At 46.1% G+C, this 18,119-nt stretch carries 11 protein-coding genes and 1 other RNA gene; 2 read left to right on the top strand and 10 right to left on the bottom strand.

Annotated elements, in window-relative coordinates; translation table 11 throughout:
- Positions 1-36 precede the first annotated feature (36 nt).
- Complete coding sequence (locus tag CLV93_RS10870) at positions 37-1,728, top strand: alanine/glycine:cation symporter family protein (RefSeq protein ID WP_106542234.1); 1,692 nt, start codon at positions 37-39, stop codon at positions 1,726-1,728.
- Positions 1,729-1,901: 173 nt separating this feature from the next.
- Here the strand turns inward: CLV93_RS10870 and CLV93_RS10865 are convergent, their stop codons facing one another.
- The 8 genes from CLV93_RS10865 to CLV93_RS10830 form a co-directional block, all read right to left on the bottom strand.
- Entirely contained in the window at positions 1,902-3,131 is a 1,230-nt protein-coding gene (locus CLV93_RS10865) for an S-adenosylmethionine:tRNA ribosyltransferase-isomerase (protein WP_106542233.1), read from the bottom strand.
- Between the two features lie 39 nt (positions 3,132-3,170).
- Positions 3,171-4,583 carry a capsule assembly Wzi family protein gene (locus tag CLV93_RS10860; protein WP_106542232.1) on the bottom strand — a complete coding sequence of 471 codons (1,413 nt, stop codon included), beginning with the start codon at positions 4,581-4,583 and terminating at the stop codon, positions 3,171-3,173.
- 59 nt (positions 4,584-4,642) lie between these two features.
- Positions 4,643-5,008: a four helix bundle protein gene (locus tag CLV93_RS10855; RefSeq protein ID WP_106542231.1), complete on the bottom strand. Its 366-nt coding sequence runs from the start codon at positions 5,006-5,008 to the stop codon at positions 4,643-4,645.
- Between the two features lie 111 nt (positions 5,009-5,119).
- An RNA gene (gene rnpB / locus CLV93_RS10850) (RNase P RNA component class A) lies at positions 5,120-5,515 on the bottom strand.
- Positions 5,516-5,719: 204 nt separating this feature from the next.
- Positions 5,720-6,097 carry a four helix bundle protein gene (locus CLV93_RS10845; RefSeq protein ID WP_106542230.1) on the bottom strand — a complete coding sequence of 126 codons (378 nt, stop codon included), beginning with the start codon at positions 6,095-6,097 and terminating at the stop codon, positions 5,720-5,722.
- Positions 6,098-6,240: 143 nt separating this feature from the next.
- Positions 6,241-7,326, bottom strand: coding sequence for a Smr/MutS family protein (locus CLV93_RS10840; RefSeq protein ID WP_106542229.1), 1,086 nt, complete (start codon positions 7,324-7,326; stop codon positions 6,241-6,243).
- 428 nt (positions 7,327-7,754) lie between these two features.
- On the bottom strand, positions 7,755-8,849 hold the full coding sequence (locus tag CLV93_RS10835) for a glycosyltransferase family 4 protein (protein ID WP_106542228.1): 1,095 nt from the start codon (positions 8,847-8,849) through the stop codon (positions 7,755-7,757).
- A gap of 1,495 nt (positions 8,850-10,344) precedes the next feature.
- Complete coding sequence (locus tag CLV93_RS10830) at positions 10,345-11,556, bottom strand: glycosyltransferase family 4 protein (RefSeq protein WP_106542227.1); 1,212 nt, start codon at positions 11,554-11,556, stop codon at positions 10,345-10,347.
- 2,069 nt (positions 11,557-13,625) lie between these two features.
- Here CLV93_RS10830 and CLV93_RS10820 point away from each other — a divergent pair.
- Positions 13,626-14,192, top strand: coding sequence for a hypothetical protein (locus CLV93_RS10820; RefSeq protein WP_146142009.1), 567 nt, complete (start codon positions 13,626-13,628; stop codon positions 14,190-14,192).
- Between the two features lie 1,265 nt (positions 14,193-15,457).
- Here CLV93_RS10820 and wecB read toward each other — a convergent pair.
- Together wecB and CLV93_RS10805 are read right to left on the bottom strand one after the other, a co-directional pair.
- Positions 15,458-16,654, bottom strand: coding sequence for a non-hydrolyzing UDP-N-acetylglucosamine 2-epimerase (wecB, locus tag CLV93_RS10815; RefSeq protein WP_106542224.1), 1,197 nt, complete (start codon positions 16,652-16,654; stop codon positions 15,458-15,460).
- Between the two features lie 1,188 nt (positions 16,655-17,842).
- Positions 17,843-18,052 carry a hypothetical protein gene (locus CLV93_RS10805; RefSeq protein WP_106542222.1) on the bottom strand — a complete coding sequence of 70 codons (210 nt, stop codon included), beginning with the start codon at positions 18,050-18,052 and terminating at the stop codon, positions 17,843-17,845.
- Between the last annotated feature and the right edge of the window lie 67 nt (positions 18,053-18,119).

The raw sequence follows: 18,119 nt of genomic DNA, 5'->3' as shown, positions 1-18,119 counted from the left end.
TTTTGGAAGCTGTCGCTTAACCTTAAAACCTGTTTCATGGAAAAACTGAACGAGATTCTTTCGCTGATTGACAGTTATGTAGGCGGTTCGCAGTGGTTCGTTTTTTTGCTTTTGGGAACCGGCTTGTTTTTTACCATTTACCTGAAATTTCCCCAATTCCGTTATTTGAAACACTCTCTTCGTATTGTTCGAGGTAAGTTCGATAAGGAAGGCGATGAAGGGGACACGTCCCATTTTCAGGCATTAACGACAGCACTCTCGGGAACCGTAGGAACAGGAAACATTGCCGGTGTAGCTTTGGCTATTCACCTGGGAGGTCCGGCAGCTTTATTCTGGATGCTGGTGACGGCCGCGTTGGGTATGACCACCAAATTTGTGGAGGTAACTCTTTCGCATAAATACCGCGAAAAAGCATCGGATGGCAGTATTGCCGGTGGACCAATGTTTTACATGAAAAACCGTCTGAATATGCGGTGGCTGGCGGTCATTTTCGCTATCGCCACCATTCTTTCTTCTTTCGGAACAGGAAGCCTACCGCAGATCAACAGCATCTCCAACTCGTTGTTTGCTACGTGGGGCATCAATAAGATATTATCAGGGGCCATCCTGGCTGTTTTACTTGGACTGGTTATTATCGGTGGAATTAAGCGTATTGCCAAGGTGACGTCCAAGCTGGTGCCGGCCATGGCGCTTATCTATTTTGTTGGCGCATTTGCTGTTATTCTATATAACTACGAAAATATTATCCCGTCTTTTATCTCCATCTTCCGTGATGTCTTCACCGGGACGGCAGCTGCCGGAGGATTCCTGGGTGCTGGTTTTTCATTTGCCTTTAACCGGGGTGTGAACCGGGGACTATTTTCGAACGAGGCCGGTCAGGGATCGGCGCCGATTGCCCACGCCGCTGCCCGTGCACACGAGCCGGTATCGGAAGGATTGGTTGCTTTGTTGGAGCCATTTATCGACACCATTATTATCTGTTCGCTAACCGGACTGGTGCTGTTGTCATCGGGAGTGTGGAACAAAAAGTTTGAAAACCGTTTTCAGGCTGCCGATTTGGAAATTCTGGCCCATCCGGTAGATCAAAGTAATAAAGCCGAACTGAAAGATTTGAGAAAAGACCTGAATGGACGGGAAAATGATTCCGAATTTCCTCGTTTCTCAGGTGATTTAACCGTGAAAGACGGCGTTATTCAGAATAACCTGACCATTATCCATGCTCGTTCGATTGCCGATCATGTAAAAGTATACACCCGGGATAATGAGCTCTATACGGGAAAAGTTGAAGTAGCTGACGGGAAAGTCCCCGAATTGAGTGATTATTATTTCAGGGGAAGGTCATTATTACATAGCGCACCGTTAACGACGGTGGCCTTTACTAAGAGTTGGTTTGGTCGTTACGGTAGTTATATCGTTTCGATAGGCTTGCTGTTGTTTGCGTTTTCTACAGCTATTTCCTGGTCGTATTACGGTGGTCGGGCCATGACCTATCTATTCGGTGTACATACCGTAATTTATTACCGTATCATTTACGTTATCGGATTCTTCCTGGCTTCGTTTGTCGATACGACGATCGTCTGGACATTCTCCGGCATCACCATCGCTATGATGACCATTCCCAACCTGATCGGTATTTTATTGCTCCGGAAAGAGATGAAATCGGAGGTCAAAAACTTCTGGGTGGAATATGCCGATCGTTTCCCAGGAGAGAAGGTCCCGAAAGGGTAAACGAAAGTTTTAAGAATTCAAGTGTTAAGTTTTAAGAAAGAGCTTTGGCCGCGTCTATACAATGGGAGTCAATAATATTTTACGCTCATAATCCTCGAAATAAAGGAGAAATAAAGGCTCTGCTTCTATTCCGGCGCAGAAGTTCTTAACACTTAAAACTTATGACTTAAAACTCATTTGATATACAAATTCGAATCGCCGTAACTGAGGAACCGGTAATTGTTTTCCAGGGCATGCTGGTAGACGCGCTTCCAGTCGTCGCCCAGAAAAGCTGAAATGAGTAGCAGCAAGGTACTTTGCGGCTGGTGGAAATTGGTAATCATTCCCCTGACGATGCGAAACTCGTATCCCGGCAGGATGATAATCTGTGTGGCTGTATTCAGCTTGTCCATGTTTTTGCGGGAAAGGTAATCAATCACCGCTGTCAAAGCTTCTTTTGGAGAGGGAAGATGATTCTCTTCCTGGTAAGGTTCCCACTGGGCTACCAGCAATTCCTTTTCACTCAGGTTCTGATTTTCCATCAGCTTTTTGCCAATCCAGTACAGACTTTCCAGTGTGCGGATGGAAGTCGTTCCCACGGCTACCACCGAATCCAGCTTATCACGAAGTTGCTCGATGAATGTTTTCTCCACCAGGATATGTTCGGTATGCATCTCATGGCCACCAATTGTGTCGGACTTCACCGGCTGAAAGGTACCGGCACCGACATGCAGGGTTAGCTCTGCCCGTTCAATACCTTTTTCAGGTAAAGAGTCAAATACCCTTTCGGTGAAATGCAAACCGGCGGTTGGCGCTGCAACAGAGCCTTTAATACGGGAATAAACGGTCTGATAGCGTGTCAGGTCGCTTTCTTCCGACTCGCGGTGTAGATACGGAGGAATAGGAATGTTTCCGGTCGCTTCCAGCAGTTCGGAGAAGGTAAAAGCCGGGTTATCCCAGGAAAACTCAATCTCCTGCGCATTGCCTGCTTCGCCAATTCTTTCCGCACGAAATTTTATTGGCTGATTGTCAAGCTCCAGTGTTTGTTCCAGGATTTCACCTTTCCACTTTTTCAGGTTACCCACGATGCATTTCCACCGGCATTTTTCCGTTTGTGTGAAAGAAAGAGCATAATCAGCAGGTGTGGTCGGTTCTAAGCAAAATATCTCGATTCGGGCGCCGGTTTGTTTCCGAAAATGCAACCGTGCCCGAATGACCCTTGTGTTGTTGAATACAAGTAACGAGCTTTCCGGTAAATGCGTGGAAAGATTTTTGAATGCATCATCGGAGATTGCTCCCCGGTTCCAAATGAGAAGTTGCGACTGGTCTCGTTCTGCCAATGGATATTTGGCAATGCGTTCATCGGGCAACTCGTATGTGAACTCCTGAACGGAAATATTTTGAAGATTCTTTGTCTGAACCATGAAAACGAAAAATCCTGATTTAGATGAATATCTCAGTGATTAAAATGCGTAGTGAATCCCGGCATAAGCGCCGATACGTTTCTGAAAGCGGTCGCCATAGTCTCCGGCTACACCGAACTTCACATCGAATGGTAATTTGCTGCTGTGGTACCGGCTTTCCGCCAGAAATGAGAATTCATTCAACGGCGACGGATACGGGTCACCATATTGGCCGAAGTTGCGTGACCAGGACAACATGGTTTTCCACGTCAAATGAGTGCACAGATTACCTTTTAAGCCGAAATGTTGCATCCACATTCTCGTGCTGTGAAAACCAGTAGAGATTCCCTCGCTATTAATGTTGGGAATGAAGAACGGCGTTCCCATCATGCGGTTCTGATATACATAACCAGAGCGATAAACACTGTTATTGAAATAATTGTCTCTACCCCTACCATGCCTTCGTGTCGGCTCGGTTGGAGTGGGATCGGGAACCAAATGGAAAGAGCCGCTCTGGTTGCGGGTATTCATGTATTCGACCACTGCATCGGTGAGGAACGCTTTTCGGTTTACGTTGGCATAATGCAGCCCCCACAAACCGTCCCGCAGGTTGGCCATTTCCAGGCCGGATCGATCTTCAAACGGATGGTTGTAGTAGAATGTCAACGAGAAGTTATTGTATGCTTTCCCTACTTTCAACAGGTACATTCCGAGCGTGTTGCCTTCGGCATTAAGAATATCGGTTTGAAGCGCAGTTTTACTCCCTGCCATCCCCAATATGTAACGGAAATAATCTTTTATCCCGGGTAGTTTACCATAGTCAGGCGAAGTCCCCCCCCAGAATACGTTGTGATCCAATCCAGCTGTAATGCTCCAGTTTTTCGGTAGCTGCGCCCTTAAATAAAGACTCTTATGATGCAGATGGCTGTCCATTACATAGCGGTTGTCGCGAAGGAAATTTTCCTGGTATTCGGCCTTAAACGAGAACCAGTTCTTCCAAAAGAGAAACGGAATGAAACCATCGGTCGAGAGGGTAACTCCCGGCAGCGGGCGTGAATTATTGGACCAGTACATGTTGCCATTGGTGGAGGAGAGGCCGGCATATTGAATCGGCTCCGGTTTCGCTCCGGCACGCAGCACCAGCCACTTGTAACGTAATCCAGCCCAGTATTGGTTGACCTGAAAATCGGAAGCGCCCGCATAACCATACACGAAATTGGCTCCGTACATGTATCCCCAGGTTTTGGCTGAATCACGCTCCAGACTTCTTGTCAGTCCGGCCTGCAGCAACTGGTATGTATTGTTCTGCATGGTGAACATACCGTTTTGGTTGGCCGTCATCCAAAAGGGCAGGTCATCACCCGAAGAGGCATAACTGCTGAAAGAAGTGCTAAACTCCGGAGTGAATCCGGATTTCTGGGCAAATAACACCGAGCTGATGCTCAGGAGGATGATGGTGGCGAAATATTTCATTAAAAAATAGTGTTAAGTGTTATGTTTTAAGTTTTAAGAGAAGGGGCAATGCGCCTCGATTATTGCTTTGAGGTTTTGTTTTGAGATGCTTCGATTTTTTTGATCAGGCCATGAAGCATAGATGAGATTTCAATTGTTTGATTGATGAACTCTTCTGCGTTATCCATCAATTTTAAATCACGGGCAATCATCAACTGCGTCCGCAATTCTCCACAAGAACCTTTCGCAATATGTAAAAACCGAATGAACTCTTGTTTCGAATTTCGTTCAGCTCCTTCTGCAATGTTGCTCGGGATAGACAAGGATGAACGTAATATCTGGTCTCTGATAAAGTATTCTTTGGTGCTGGAAAAGGCAGAATAGATTTGGATGATCAATCGATATGCTTTTTTCCATACTTCCAGATTCTCAAATGAATGGTACATTTCTCTCGTTTTTCAGAAAGTTGTCAGAAGATTCTACTGGTCTTCAGCGCAAATTAAAACTCATTCAATTGTCTTAAAACTTAATACTTAAATCTTAAAACTGTTTATCTAAAAAATCGCAGACCTGTAAGCCGGGTTCTGTACCTTGCCGAAGCAAGGCTTCTATCATTTATCTGGGACTACCGTCACCGGCAGCCTCGAGCAGCCTACCCCTTGCGACTTCCGGCTAACCGGAACCAGCGCGGGCCGCACTGTGTCCTTGCGGACTCGCAATATATTTGGCCTTACAACCCATGAGGCGTACGGCTACCTGTGTTGCCACAGATACCGGTGGGCTCTTACCCCGCCTTTTCACCCTTACTGTTTCGGACCGAGGTCCGGAGCAGCGGTTGTTTTCTGTTACACTGCTGCAGGCTTACACCCGCCTTCCCGTTAGGAAGCATGGTGCCCTGTGTTGCCCGGACTTTCCTCATTCCCCGTAAGGAACGCGATAGAACGGTCTGCGACGGGGCGAAAATACTGAATTATTTCGAGAACTGTATGGGAGAGGGAGAAATGGAGAGTGGGTGAGTGGGAGAAACGGAGATGGGGAGAAGATGAGAAGGGGAGAAACGGTGAGGCGAATTGGTGAAAAAGAGAGTGGGAGAAACGGAGAGAAGAGGTGATTGAAGGAAGTGGCGAGAGGGGAACCGGGAGAATTTCTCATCGGTATTAAAGCGACCATTTCTCCGGAGCATTTATCATGGTGACAATTTTTCCAATGATTTGGTCATATAACGAACTTAGGTGCTGTTCTTCATCTTGTGAGAGATAGCCAAATGAACGAGCAAACTGAAGCCAGACCTGCGTTTCTGCAGCCTCTCCTTCTGCATCCGATAGTTTTGAAACAAAAGCCTTTGGATAACGCCTTTTTCGGTAAGCCTCGGCCAAATTTGCGGCAACCGATCTTGAACTTCTCCTGATCTGGTCTGTCAACGAATAGCGTTCCTCAATCGGAAAATGAATGGTCAGTTGGTGAATCTTTTGGGCTGTTTTAAATGCTATCTGATATACTTCCAACTCATTATGCGTCCGAATCATTTTCTTCATGAGGTCGACTTTTAAGACATAATGAAATTAAGAAAAATAGCCCATTAATCCGTTTTCAAGTCACCTGGTCTTCTTATCGCTAATCTCCCACTCTCCTTTTCACCAATTCACCGTTTCTCCCATTCTCAGTTCCGCTCTCAAGATCATCGTTTTAGATTCACCATCGTAGCACCGAATCCGTATTCCTGGAAAGAGGCATCCTGAAAGGAATATTTACGGTATTTGCGTTGTAATTCGCGACGGAGCTCATTTTTCAGCACACCATTGCCTACACCATGTATGAAGACAATCTTTTTCACTCCGATTTCGATGGCTTTGGCCAGTTCTTCCCGGAAGGTGTCCATCTGAATCTTCAGCATGTCGGTATTGGACAGGCCACGGGTGTCGTCCATCAACTCCTGGATGTGCAAATCGATTTCCACTAAATCCTGGTTGGGAAGTGTGACCGGTTTCATCTTCTTTTTGGACGGCTTCTCTTTTTCCCTGACCATTTTATTGAATTCTTTATCAGACAGTTTTTCCAATTCTGCTGTCAGCGGATCGGTCACCAGGGAAAAGGTCATGGCCGGTTTCCGGAAGTAGTCGTTTTTCGAAAACGAGTTTTGTTTATAGAATTTGACCGGGTTGAGCGTGATTTCCTTTTGTACCGGGGCTTCCATCGAAGTGGAATGCTTCCGGAAATATAGTAACTGGAAACAGAAAGCAGGGAGATCACCTAAATCAGCCTGCGTCAGTTGCTCCAACTGAATGCGGGTATTGGGTTCCAGTGTGCCGCTGTCGCGTGTTTCGTAGTTCTTGTCACGACGATAGGCAAACTGGTATAAAATGGAGTAGTTGCAATCGTTGATTAGGTAGAGGGTAATTCCTGCACCTACCGCATTGTTGGCATCTTCAGGAACCACGGCAAAAATGAATCGTGGCTGGTCGTTTCCTTCCACCTGGTTGATTTCGGCAAAGCCATAAAATTCCGGCTCGGCTTCTTCCTCTTCGTCTTCTGAAGCTGCTTTCGTTGTTGTAGGGGCATTCGCTACCGTATTCTTTTCGGAAGCTTCATCGGGCATACCGTAGGTTTCGCCGCCACTCACTACAACCAGTTCGGTCACGAGGGTAGGCAATTCAAACCCGTCTTCCGTTTCCACATTCACCATATTCGGGTTGATGATGGATGTTACTTTCCCGCCGCCTACATCATTTAAAAACCGTACGCGGTCTCCTATTTTGATTTGCATGTTGCTGTCTTTTTTTATTCCTGCGAAGGTAAGAAAAAGACGGCAGATGGCAGATATTATACGGTTCCTGTTGTTAGGAGAGTTTCTGTTGTTACTGTTGTAAGAAGAGTTTTAAGATGGTTTCAGGTTTCATGTTTGGGCCTAGCCGTTTCTGTAGCTTATATCGTTCGAAGAGTTTAAAGGAGACTGACGCCAGACTTTAGACGTTAGATGAAAGACAAGTAGGCGAAAGAAGTTTTAAGTTTAAGGGGAAGTTTTCAGATTTGAGGTTTGAAGGTAGGAGAGGTTTCAAGTTACTGCCTGTAGTTTCTGTAGTTGTAATGTTCAAGGCTTGAATGTGAGATTTATATATCGACAAATGAGCCGGGCTTTTCGCACCCGGCTCTTTGTCTAATATCTTTATTCTATCGTCTAATGTCTGATTTTTTTTAATCCGGATAAGTCTGTAATGCTGTTTCGCGGATTTTTTTGCGGCGCAGCAGGTATGATGGAACACTTGACATTAAAACGGCCAGCGGTGCAATGATCATAAATGCTTTTCCTACCGGGACGTTTTGCAGTGATATGCTCAGGGCAATGAAGCCGAGGTTAATCGTCAGAATAGTGAGGGTTGCCTGCAGATGGCTCATTCCCAAGTCGAGCAGTTTGTGGTGGATGTGGTTCCGGTCGGCCGTGAAAGGCGAAGTACCACGAAGAATGCGCAGTACGAATACCCGCAGCGTATCAATCAACGGGATAATCATGATGCCGATGGAAATGGCCGGTGCACCTCTGAAGGCGTGGATACCACTCAGGCCGATATTGAATTCGTTGAATTGAATGACCAGTACCGACATGATGGTTCCCAAAATGAGGGAGCCAGTGTCACCCATAAATATCTTATTTTCTTTGCCGAACACGTTGAACCAGAAGAACGAGGTTAGTGAACCGGCCAGTGCAAACGCTGTTATCGCGTAAGCGTAATGTCCGGTAGCAAAAAACCAACCGCCAAAGGTCGCCGCGGTCAGGATCGTGATTCCCGATGCCAGTCCATCGATGCCGTCAATCAGGTTGAGGGCGTTAATCAGCACGATCATCACAAACAACGTTAACGGTACACTAACCAGGAACGGGATTTCGTAAATACCGAGAAATCCGTGAAGGCTGGTGAAGCGGATGTTCCCCAGGATGATGACGATAAGTGAGGCGAGAATCTGCCCTAATAGTTTTTTCTTTGGCGCCATTTCAACAATGTCATCCTTCAAACCAACAAACAGCATGATGGTCAACGCTGCGATGATGTACTTGACTTCGGAAAACATGAAACCATTGCTGCCGATAATCATGCTAATGATAAAACCGACATAAATGGCTACACCCCCCAGTGTGGGAACAATCGTGGTTGCGGCTGAACGGTGATTGGGTTCGTCGTAGAGGTGCTTCAATCTGGCTACCTTGATTAAGGTCGGGATGGAAAAATAGGTTAATCCGGCGGCCATGATGAAGGTGACAAACAAATAGATGACTTCCTTCAGAGTGTTCATTTTTTGAGGTTAAAGTTTATTACAATAAGAACTGTTGGTGTCTGTCTTAATATAATCTGTGCAAAGTTAAATGAATATTTTTGTAAACAAAATAATTCTACAGCATATTTTGGGGCTTCATGTGTTGATATTTAGATGATTGTCGGTGGAATTATTCCAAATTGGATTCTGATGTTAGATAGTCTGGTTTCAGGTTGGGCTTTGTGGCTCCTGTGGTTAGAGTAGCGTGTTAAGTTTTAGGTGTTAAGTTTTAAGTAAAAGACTCCAGATAAGAGATTTTAGACATTAGACCTTTGACTCCGACGCTACGGCCGGGATTTGGCATCGCTCAACCTTTACCCCTGTCAACTTTAACCTTGGTTTGTCGTTTGACTTTGATGAAGGGGATTTTTGTGTCCGTTGTGTGTAAAACTTAGTGTGCTCCGTGGTAAAAGAGAGTAACCACCAGGAACACAAAGAAACCGCTATGTTCACAAAGGCATCGTTGAACAGGGATGAGCACCTGGTTCCATTCAGCACCGGCCTGGTAGGGCCACGATATATCGTGGCTTTGTATTATCCCCTTCCTATGGTTAAAAAAAGTTTTAAGTGTTAGGTGTTAAGTTTTAAGAGAAGGCGTTTCGATGCAGGCATGTGGTCTTGGGGTGGCGTTCCGGGAAATTCCGGGAATGGTTGTATCGAGAGCCAGAGGCGCATATTCGACGTTAATTAGAGAAGAGAAGTTGTTGCGCCGCACGCGGGAATATTGATAGATAATCGTTTCAAGTTGAAAAAAGTTTTGATTGTTAGGTGTTAAGTTTTAAGAAAAGACGTTTCGATGCAGGTATTTGATCCTGGGTGGCGTTCCGGGAAAGCCCGGGTTGGATGGTAGGCAACAATCCAAGGCGCACATTACGGCCTCATGAAAAGCGGATGCGTTGTTGCACCGTACCTCACGACAGCTATCGGGGGAAGCGGTGATGGTTAACATATAAGAATTTCAGGCTTGTTTTTTTTGCCCCACCCAGCCTCCCCACCCGGGGAGGAGTAAGAGCACGCGATTGGTCGTGCCTATATCAGCTTTTACCGGTTAGGTTGGGCTGCGCAGTTTCTGTGGTTAAGATAAAAGACATCAGATATTAGAAGAGAGACGTAGATTGTGGATCCTGAATATGGTTGACCGATGATTTCGCTTCCGGCCTGCCAAGACCACGATACGCCGTTGCCGGATGTACGCCCCTAATGACTATTTCAATTCGATGTCAGCATCTGCGGCGCAAGTTATTCAGTTTTTCAATAGGAGTAGAAAGGTGCGCCACTTTGGATGCTCTTGGTGTTTACTACCCCAAGGCGTTGCCATTGGGCTGAATTAAGCCAGCCTTTCAGGCCGTGAACTCGAATAATATCGAAACCCAATTGCCTTCGTTGAACTTCGTTCCGCTTTGATTCGTGCTAATAAAAAAAGCTCTCCATTTGAATTGGGAGAGCTTCTCTGTATATATCTCTGAAGCCTTTTTTACCAGAAACTGATTTTATCGAGCTGACTGAGTGCTCTCACCAGGCCACGACGTACAGCCGCCGGTTTTTTATCCTGCCTTTCCAATCCTGGCATGTCGATTAGGCGTTCGTTGCGCCGGGGAATTAAAATCTGCTGGAACGGATCGTCTTTCCGAATCAGTTGTTTGATTTGGATGTGCCTTCCCAGCAGCATTACCGAGCCCATGGCAAATGCAAGGTTGACAGCCATCAGTCCCCAGATGCCCAGTCCCTGCAGCAAAAACACCGGAACAACATAAAGTGCCGAAACGGCCAATAAAGTAAAGGTGGCTTGCTTATGCGACATCCCCAAAGCCAGCAGGCGGTGGTGGATGTGGTTCTTGTCGGGTGAAAATGGCGACCGTCCCTGGTACATCCGGATGGCAAATACCCGGATGGTATCGAACAGCGGGTAGATGAGAATGCCAAACGATACTGCCGGCGCCGATGCGATTGCAAACGGACGGGTTTGTATGATGTTCAGCTCGTTGAACTGAATGACGAGTACCGACATGATGGTTCCCAGAATAAGGGAGCCGGTATCGCCCATGAATATTTTGTTCTTTTTTCCGTAGACATTGAAGTAGAAAAATCCGCTCAGCGCACCAATGAGTGAAAAGGCCAGAATGGTATACTCGATGTGTCCTGCCAGGTAAAACCACACGCCAAACACGCCGGCTGCGATAATGCTGATACCGGAAGCGAGGCCATCGATGCCGTCGATCAGGTTAAAGGCGTTGATGAAAACAATCATCACAAAACCGGAAAGCAGCATACTCACCGGGTAGCTTATTTCGTGAACTCCCATGAATCCGTGGAGGTTCGTGAAACGAATATCTGCCAAAACAATTAGCATGAAGGCTGAGCCTAGTTGTGCTATCAGTTTTTTCCAGGGAGAAACAGTCAGAATATCGTCTTTCAGCCCCACAAAGAACATGATGGTGACCGCAGCCAGGATGTATTTCAAACCGGGCATCACGAAGCCGTTGCCGGCAATGGTTACGCTGAGTGCAAAACCTAAAAAGATGGCGATTCCTCCGAGGGTAGGTACCACCTGTGTGGCGGCTGAACGTCCGTTCGGTTCGTCGAACAGGTGTTTCTGGTGGGCGACACTGATGATAGTCGGGATGCTTCTGACCGCAATCAGTAGCGAAAGTCCAAAACTCAGTATCACATAAATAATTTCTGGCATGTCTTTTATAAGTTTGAGGTTAAGAGACGCACAAATGTAGGCAATCTGCGCTATAACCCGTATTACTTCTACTTTAAATCATACTTAACTTTAACGTAGTAGTTGGGTTTTCATTGTGTGCATCTCCATAAATGATGCTCTTTGTTTGGAAAAGGTTGCCTGAAAATACGAATTACACGAATTTTTTGCCCCAGCCCAGTCAACCCTCACGAATTACGCTAATTACTTCGAGGCTACAGTGAAAAAATGATTCATCTGGATTTGATCCACGGATGTGCACAGAGCCTAATTGAGTCCCGAAATATCGGGCGATAGTTGAGAATTGAAAATGATTGGTGCTTCGGGGCTGTTTTCGTTGATGGATTAACACGGATTGTTTTCATGATGCCACGGTGTAGTAAAATTTCTCGAATTCAAGCGAAACGAAGTTCGACGAAGTCAATTACGATAGTACGGATTACGCGAATTGGCGCTTCGATGTTGCTGTTGTAAGAGGATTGACACGGATTTGATTCACGGATGCCACGGATGAGCTTCGAGGTTTTCGGGACGAAGGCCTGAAGGGCCGGATTACTTCAGCCCAATGGCAACGCCCCACGACGTTCGTCGGGACAGGCTTGGGTAATGAATGCCACGCATTTAAAAGAGGCGCATATTCGGACCAGACTTGAAATGATAACGTTCCTGCGCCGCAATGCCGACTTTGAACAAGTGAATGTGAGAATCTTATTCCACGCAGAGGGCGCAGAGATTTTCGCTGAGAGCGCAGAGGTTTTTCCACGGATGGGCGCTGTGATGGGGAGAAGGCGAGAAACGGAGAGTGGGAGAAAGGGTAATGAACAATGTGCAATTAGGAATGAAAAATGAAAAGCCGAAACGAAATAGTGTATGGTATAGGGTTTATGGTGTATGGGATAGGGCATAAAGGTAATGAACAATGTGCAATGAAAAATGGGGGACTTTGGGCTGGTGATTAACAGGAGCCTTGCGGCGTTGATTGTTTGCATTACCAGAGAAAGGTTAAAATAGGCTCAGGCACAGGCTGAGAAGGAGAAGAAGAAATAATGAACAGTGAGAAATGAAAAATGAACAATCTGTTGATGTGAGTAGTCTGGCGTGGCGTCTTTCTTCTTAAAATAATTAATACATGAAACTTTCGTGGTTCCACGCAGCGATCGCAAAGATTTTCACAAAAATGCGAAGAGAGAAACTTCATCGAAGCCGCACAATCTTAACAACAGAAACGACCGTAACAGCGAAGTACAACCTGTTTGTCCGGCATTTCATACAGGCACCATAGAGGCACTATACAGGGACCGTATAGAAACCTTACAGCCGCCATATAGGTTTCATAGAACTTTTATATACAGGCCCTATAGAAAACTACCTATTATGTAAATCAGAATAGTGATGATTCAAAGTGCCGGACCGGGAAGGAAGGGGAAAGGTGAAAGTGAAAAACAGATTTGTGGAGGTGATGGCAAGCAAGGTATGGATAAATGGAGAAGAGCAAAGTGACAATGCACAAGAATTTGTAGAGGGTATATAGAAAAGGAATAGAAAACCAGGGTGCAAGATAATTATTGAGGCGATTCTGTCTGTTAATACACTCTTAGAATGCTATATTAGTTAACAAAGTCGATCTGTTTTGCTTGCTCAGTTATTTGTTGGTAAAATTTTGATTTAAAATTCATTGTGGTTCACTTTTTAGGCGTTTTTAATTGTGTTTGTCTGATAGTTATGTTTATTTCGTGTGGTTTTGTCGTGGTCTGATCGGGTTAGAAAGAGAATACTGTGGGGTTTGATTAATATGTCTGAAAATGAGATGGTTGCGTGTTGTTTTGTCTGTGTTCGTGATAGATAATACTGTTTTTATTTTTTTAATTCATAGAAAATAGATGCTAACTTTTAAACAGTTATCAAAAATGCAAAGTGCAGCTAATCAATCAGTAAACATGTCATGGTTGATAACTTTTAAGTTGTGGTGCTAATTTGTCCATTTTCGTACGATCATTTATCCTTAATTTTATTATCGATACGTTATTGTATTAATTTTAAATTATTTAAACATGGCACGAATTAAAAATGTAGCCGTCAAGGGGCTACGCGGTATGATTGGCGATACGCTGGTCTACCGCACTGTAAACGGAAAGACCGTTGTATCGGCGGCACCGGATGACACCCCCCGGGTAGCCACCGAGAAGCAAACAGCACATCGCGAGCGTTTTAAGCTGGCTTCGTTTTATGCCAGTCGAGCGATGGCGAACCCGGAATTGAAAGCAGCTTATGAAGCTGTGGCTAAATCGAGGGGGACGTCGAGCGGGCGCAGTGTGGCTGTTTCGGATTTCTTTCATGCACCGAAGATTGACTCGGTGGTGTTGGATGGATTTTCGGGGCAGCCGGGGGAAGAAATCCCAATGTATGTAACCGATGATTTTCGCGTCAATACGGTTCATGTGGAAATTTACAACCCCGACGGCACCGAAGCAGAACATGGTGATGCAGTCTTCCTGGAAACGGGCAGGTACTGGGTCTATACCACCACCGGTTCGGTGAGTGAGTTGACCGGTAGCCGCGTTGTCGTGAGGGCTACCGACCTGCCGGGCAATGAAACCTCAGAGGAATTTACATTGTAGATCACTATTCTTTGAGGTGTACTACGAGGGGAGCAGTTGCCGCTGCTTCCCTTTTTTTGTCCGTACGTTTCAAGATTTGGAAAGACCGTCTGCCAATGTTTGAAGTTCGTGAAAAATTTTTCACCATACAACGATTGTGTTAGAAAAGTGATAAATGTATGGCGGATGAGGCGCTGAGGCTGGGGAAGAGGGCGATTGGGAGAAGAGGAGAATGGGGGAATTAATAATGCTGAATTTTAAATTTTGAATTGGGAAGGTTCCACGCAGAGAGCGCAGAGATTTCCGCAAAGAGCGCAGAGGATTGTCCACGGATGGGCGCTGTGAAGGGGGAATTAGAAATGCTGAATTTTGAATTGGAAGGGTCGTACGGATTATGCGAATTATAGCGAAACAAAGTTCGACGAAGTTAATTACGATAGCACGGATTACGCGAATTGGTGCTTCGATGTTGCTGTTGTAAGAGGATTGACACGGATTTGACTCACGGATGCCACGGATTGACGCTTTGATGTTGCTTACAAGAAGGCCTGAAGGGCCGTAAGTCCAAAGCCCGGGGTAAGGAGGGACGACGCCACCCCGGGGGCGAATGCGAAGCATTTAAAAGAGGCGCATATTCAGGCAGGCTTGAAGTGATAACGTTCCTGCGCCGCAATGCCGACTTTGAATAGGTGAAAGGGAGAAGGCTCAGGCACAGGCGAAGGTTAAAGTAAAAAGTAAGAAGGGAAAAAGGGAGATGGGAGAATTAGAAATGCTGAATTTTAAATTTTGAATTGCGAGGGGGCCAGGCAAAGGGCGCAGAGATTTTCACGGAGAATGCAGAGTTTTTTCTATGGATGGGCGCTGTGATGGAAAGAAGGCGAGAAAAGGAGATTGGGAGAAAGGGTGATGAACAATGTGCAATTAGGAATGAAAAATGAAAAGCCGAACTGAAATAGTGTATGGTATAGGGTTTATGGGTGGCCGGAATGACCATTGTCAGGGCGCACGACCAATGACAGGGTGGTTTCCGCAGTTGGCGTTGGTATTGTGTTGCTTATTGAGCGCAAATCTTTTCCAAAGTTTTGAACTTTGGAAAAGGTGAAATACCGGCTGTCGATTGATACTTTTATGGGCTGGGTGGTTGATTTCTACTGACCCCAACCTCTCTCTAACATAGAGATGGGCTTTGGCCGGTGATTGGAATGGGGGTTCGGGCGTTTTTTGGATGGTTCTGGTGAAATAACCACTGACAGGCTAGTTCCACAGCCGGCGTTTTTTCAGTCGTATTAGCCGGGATAGTTCACAATAGCCTCTACACAGCGATTTGCCGTGTTTCCATCCCACAGCTCCGGACGTTGGGGAATACGACCTGCTCTTAACGCCGTTTGGTATTCCTCGCGGATGCGATTGATGTTATTTCCCACCAGCACGCTGGCGCCGCCATGTTCTTTTAATGTAACCGGACGTTCCGTGTTCCAGCGGAGCGTAAGGCAAGGGGTTCCCAATACACAGCATTCTTCCTGCAGGCCGCCACTGTCGGTGAGCATGATGGTTGCCGACATGTTCAGTCGCAGCATCTCGTGGTAACCGATGGGGTGGAGGAGGATGAGATTTTTACAGGCGGTTGCCTTATCCCATAAATCAAACTGCTGCAACATCTTCTGTGTACGCGGATGGATAGGCCAGATGACCGGCATGTCGGCAGCTACTTCTTCAGTGAGGAAGTTGAGGATGGGAGCAAGAATCTCCTTTTTATCGACATTGGAAGGACGGTGCATGGTGAGGATGGCATATGGATTGGAACCGGATTCCAGCAGTGATGTTGCAGGGGTTTCCTCCTTGTCATTATGAGGCAGCGCATCAGTTAGCCGGTTGGATTGAATAATCCTGTTGATATCCAGTGCTGCTGACTGACTCCGGTTACGCTCGAGGGTATCAATCATGATGTTGCCGACGAACCGGATCTTTTCTTCCGGGACACCCTCTTTGCGAAGGTTTTCCATGGACAATTTATCGGGTGTCAGGAGCAGATCGCTGAGCCGGTCGGTCACGAGCCGGTTGATCTCTTCCGGCATGGTCTCATCACCGCTGCGAAGGCCAGCCTCGATGTGACACACTTTGATGCTCAGTTTTTTTGCCGTCACGGAACAGGCCAGGGTGGCATTTACATCACCGACCACCACGATCCAGTCAGGTTTTTCCTGTGTAAGTACCTTTTCAAAAGTAATCATGGTGTTACCCACCTGTTCGGCATGTGAGCCGGAGCCTATTTCCAGGTTAATATCCGGAGCGGGAATCCCCAGGGCCTGGAAAAATGATTCCGACATGCGAACATCGTAGTGTTGCCCGGTGTGTACAAGCAGATGCTCGATGTAAGACTTTTCCTCGTTGGCGCAAGTTTGATTATGCTGCTCAATGGCCCTGATAAAAGGGGCTATTTTCATGAAATTGGGGCGGGCACCCACTACCGATATAATTTTCATATCTAAATGTGCTTCGTTCTTTGATTTCAGTGATTAACCCGGTTCGAGATTTCGCGAATTTAAAAGGAATAAAACGAATATCAGTAAACTGATTGCAGGAATTATTGTGAATGACGCTAATTGGGGCGTAGAGGTTGTTGTTGCGAGCGGATTGACACGGATTTGCACTGTAGCAAAATTTCACGAATTAGAGCGGAACGAAGTTCGACGAAGTCAATTACGATAGCACGGATTACGCGAATTAGAGCGAAACAAAGTTCGACGAAGTCAATTACGCGAATTGGCGCTTCGATGTTGCTGTTGTAAGAGGATTGACACGGATTTGATTCACGGATGCCACGGATTGACGCTTTGATGTTGCTTACAAGAAGGCCTGAAGGGCCGGATTACTTCAGCCCAATGGCAACGCCTTGGGTAATGAATGCCACGTATTTAAAAGAGGCGCATATTCAGACCAGACTTGAAATGATAACGTTCCTGCGCCGCAATGCCGACTTTGAACAGGTGAATGTGAGAATCGTATTCCACGCAGAGGGCGCAGAGATTTTCGCTGAGAGCGCAGAGGTTTTTCCACGAATGGGCGCTGTGATGGGGAGAAGGCGAGAAACGGAGAGTGGGAGAAAGGGTAATGAACAATGTGCAATTAGGAATGAAAATTGAAAAGCCGAATTGAAATAGTGTATGGTATAGGGGCTATGGGATAAGGGTAATGAACAATGTGCAATGAAAAATGGGGGACTTTGGGCCGGTGATTGGAATGGGGGTTCGTGGCGTTTTTGATGGTTGCGTTGAAAGAACCACTGTCAGGGTGCAGGACCACTGACAGGGTGATTTCCGCAGTTGGCGTTGGTATTGTGTTGCTTATCGAGCATAAACCTTTTCCAAAGTTTTGAACTTTGGAAAAGGTGAAATACCGGCTGTCGATTGATACTTTTATGGGGTGGGCGGTTGATTTCTACTCACCCCAACCCCTCTCTAACATAGAGATGGGCTTTGGCCGGTGATTGGAATGGGGGTTCGGGCGTTTTTTTTGATGGTTGTGGTGAAATAACCACTGTCAGGGTACAAGACCACTGACAGGGTTGGGGTGAAGTAGTGTTCAAAAAAAAAGGGACTCCGTCATTGATTGGCGATGGAGTCCCTTTGCAGGTTGAAGGCTTTGGGCCTTACTTTTGTACCTATGACAAATTATGAACGGGCGATGATACCGAGTTTCTCGAGGTACTGTGCTTCGTCGTCTTCGAAGATGAGCTTGGCCAACCGGGTAATCTCGTTGGCTGCTTCGTAGAGTTCGTCCATTTTGGTATTCCGTTCTTTGGTGGCGTATTGGGCATCCCCGCCTTCTTTTTCGCGGTTGGCGCGGAGAACATTGTCTTGTCCTGAAATAGGTTTACACAAAAAGTAAACTTATGGCAGGATTTAGTATGTATAGCGAGAGGTTTATAAAACAAGTCGTTAACGAAGT

The organism is Prolixibacter denitrificans (genome assembly GCF_003014495.1).
GTDB lineage: Bacteria > Bacteroidota > Bacteroidia > Bacteroidales > Prolixibacteraceae > Prolixibacter > Prolixibacter denitrificans.
This window is presented reverse-complemented; position numbering and strand designations above follow the sequence as displayed.

Excerpts from the sequence above, each read along its gene's own strand:
- CLV93_RS10870 (WP_106542234.1), top strand. The coding sequence starts at position 37 with ATGGAAAAACTGAACGAGATTCTTTCGCTGATTGACAGTTATGTAGGC.
- CLV93_RS10865 (WP_106542233.1), bottom strand. The coding sequence starts at position 3,131 with ATGGTTCAGACAAAGAATCTTCAAAATATTTCCGTTCAGGAGTTCACA.
- CLV93_RS10860 (WP_106542232.1), bottom strand. The coding sequence starts at position 4,583 with ATGAAATATTTCGCCACCATCATCCTCCTGAGCATCAGCTCGGTGTTA.
- CLV93_RS10855 (WP_106542231.1), bottom strand. The coding sequence starts at position 5,008 with ATGTACCATTCATTTGAGAATCTGGAAGTATGGAAAAAAGCATATCGA.
- CLV93_RS10845 (WP_106542230.1), bottom strand. The coding sequence starts at position 6,097 with ATGAAGAAAATGATTCGGACGCATAATGAGTTGGAAGTATATCAGATA.
- CLV93_RS10840 (WP_106542229.1), bottom strand. The coding sequence starts at position 7,326 with ATGCAAATCAAAATAGGAGACCGCGTACGGTTTTTAAATGATGTAGGC.
- CLV93_RS10835 (WP_106542228.1), bottom strand. The coding sequence starts at position 8,849 with ATGAACACTCTGAAGGAAGTCATCTATTTGTTTGTCACCTTCATCATG.
- CLV93_RS10830 (WP_106542227.1), bottom strand. The coding sequence starts at position 11,556 with ATGCCAGAAATTATTTATGTGATACTGAGTTTTGGACTTTCGCTACTG.
- CLV93_RS10820 (WP_146142009.1), top strand. The coding sequence starts at position 13,626 with ATGGCACGAATTAAAAATGTAGCCGTCAAGGGGCTACGCGGTATGATT.
- wecB (WP_106542224.1), bottom strand. The coding sequence starts at position 16,654 with ATGAAAATTATATCGGTAGTGGGTGCCCGCCCCAATTTCATGAAAATA.